Origin of the sequence: Streptomyces sp. NPDC056600 (assembly GCF_042792855.1) — a bacterium.
Taxonomy (GTDB): Bacteria; Actinomycetota; Actinomycetes; order Streptomycetales; family Streptomycetaceae; genus Streptomyces.
Genome location: NZ_JBHTVQ010000092.1, coordinates 15,699 through 18,134 on the forward strand (window position 1 = coordinate 15,699; position 2,436 = coordinate 18,134).

At 69.3% G+C, this 2,436-nt stretch carries 2 protein-coding genes; both read left to right on the top strand.

The window, feature by feature from the left end; all coding sequences use genetic code 11:
• Positions 1 to 434: 434 nt before the first annotated feature.
• Complete coding sequence (locus ACFRAV_RS29450; RefSeq protein WP_382560079.1) at positions 435 to 899, top strand: hypothetical protein; 465 nt, start codon at positions 435 to 437, stop codon at positions 897 to 899.
• On the top strand, positions 896 to 1,756 hold the full coding sequence (locus tag ACFRAV_RS29455; RefSeq protein ID WP_382560073.1) for a HEAT repeat domain-containing protein: 861 nt from the start codon (positions 896 to 898) through the stop codon (positions 1,754 to 1,756). The genes ACFRAV_RS29450 and ACFRAV_RS29455 overlap by 4 nt, the downstream gene beginning before the upstream one ends.
• Positions 1,757 to 2,436 lie beyond the last annotated feature (680 nt).

The window sequence follows — 2,436 nt, forward strand, 5'->3', positions numbered from 1 at the left end:
CACGTGGGACGGTTAAAAAAAGTGGTATACCTGCCGAACCTTCGCCCCCAAAACATGAAACTCACCACCCCCCCGCGTGGTGACGGCCCAGCCCGTCACCTCGCGCAACAGGCAGGCGACAACGGCGCGAAGGCCTTGCCCGGCCGGCTCCGTCGGCATCGCCCGCGGTACAGCAGCCGCTCTGAATGGCCCGCAGGACATGGCGATGGCCCACTCACAAGGACGAGAGGGAGAAGGTGGCCCGGACCGCACGACGTCGATGCCGCACGGCAGCTTCGGCGCTTGAGCCTGGCACCCTTCGGCTGCGTAGGTAGGAACGGCGAGCGGGTGTTGACGGGCTCTGGCGTCAGTCCTTGATCGAGACGGCCGTAGACCTCGGCGGGAAGCGAGGGCGCCTGGAAGGCTGTGTGGGCCTGTCGGGGGCCGGCGGCATAATGCGGGCTGTGGATCTGAGACCGGAACTCATACCTCCGTTGGTGAGCCGGCAACGGTTGGATGAGCTCTCCTGCGAGATTGAACGGATCGCCGCCCTGGTGCTTTTTGGGGCTGGTAGCGCGGACGAGGACATCAGAGCTTTCAACGCGCAGACGGGTCACAACTATGTGGCCCTCGACTTTGCCGAGTGCGACGGCAGCCGGAGCGTGGTCGAGTTCGCGTTGGAGGCCGCCCGGCCGGCTCGGCCCCGGATCGCGGATATCACCACGGAGGAACTCGTCGAAGTGGTCCGCAGGCTCCTTGCCGGCAGTCCGGGAAGCGACTACTACCTGCGGCTTCTCGAGGCCAACGTGACACATCCCCAGGTCAGCGACCTGATCTTCCATCCCTCGGTAGAACTCGGCGACGCTTCGGCAGAGCAGATCGTCGACGAGGCCCTCAGCTACCGGCCGATCGCGCTGTGAACAGCGGTGCCGATGGGGGAGAGGACACGGTGACGGAACATGCGGCACTGAAACACGCGTTGAGCGAGTTGGACGCGCAGCTCGCCACGAGTGCCGAGCGCGGGCTCGGCGCCCGCCGCCGGCTCGAGCCACTGGTGGAGGCATTGCGGACACCGGCCGCCGCCTTCCTGCGTCCGGAGCTGGAGCAGCGACTCGCTCGTCATGTCACCGCGGACGATTCCTTTGCGCGGGACCGGATCGCCCACGTCCTGGCCGGTGCCTGTGGCGCAGCCGCCCTGCCCGCCTTGCTGAGTGCGCGGGCGAGCGATCGCAACGACGACGGGGACACATTGGAGCTCGACGTCCTCGAACTCTTCGTGGCGTGGCCCGAGACCGCGCTCAAGCTGTCCTTGGACTACGCCGCTTCCAACGACCCCGGGATGCGGAGAGTCGGCCTCTGGGGCCTGTGCGTCATCGACTCCGTCGGGACCAACCACTTCGGACGGGTCGCCGATGCGGCCTTCGACCCGGACCCGGGGGTGCGCGCCGACGCGATGAGCAGCCTCGGCACCCTCTTCGGCACGGGTGATCCCTCACGGGCGCAGGAAATTCTGATCACCGGCACTTCCGACACTGCGCCCGAGGTCCGAAGAGCAGCAGTCACGGCCCTGTGGGGGGCACCCGAAGGGACGGTCGACGTACTCGTCGCCCGCACCTGCGACGATGATCGCGGTGTCCGGTACTGGGCGGCGTGGGCACTGTCTCGAAGCACGGTTCCCCAGGCCCGAGCTGCGCTCGAACGACTCACGGCCGATGAGGACCCGGACGTACGCGACGCCGCGCGCCGAGCCCTGGCGCCGCCGACCGGGTGGCCCTGATCTTGGGCAATTCGCCATCGGCTGACCGACGAGGCCTTCCTCGTGGGCCGGGTGCCCGCATGCGCCCGTCGCGGCGGCGGACGCTGTGGAGCAGTGGACGTCTACGGGCCAGAGGGCGGGCCGCTTCAGCCGTGCCCGCCGCCCTGTAAGGCGCAGTCGACAAGGCGTCAGGAACGGCGACCAGATGCTTGGCTTGTGAGTCGTTCTTGTGGGCCTGCGTCCGTGACGGCTGCGTGGTGATGCCGAGTCCCTCGGCCGCCGCCGTTCCTGGTTGTTGGGGCTGGGTGGGCAACAGGGCGTGGGATGCGGTATATGCGCGTTCCGTGGTGGTGGTGCTGTCCGTGATGCGTGGCAGACGGCTCGCGGCGTCGCTCACGCCGGCGAACCAGCCGTCCTTGAGCCGCTCCCCGGACCCGGGTCTGCGGGCTGCCCCCAAAGCCCGAACCGGCCGTCCTCGGACCGCTCCCCGGACCTGGGTCTGCGGGCACGCCCCCCCCCGCGAATCCGGGACGGGTCACCGCTCCCGCGCTGATGGCGGGCGGGGCGGGGCGGGGCGCCCTCGTGCCGGCGGTGTGTGCTGGGTGCCGGGTGGGTGGTGAAGTACCTGTCCGGCGGGCCGGCGGGCCGTGGTCGTGAGGGCGCCCGGGGGGGTTGTCAGATGTCGATGACGCGGTAGGCGA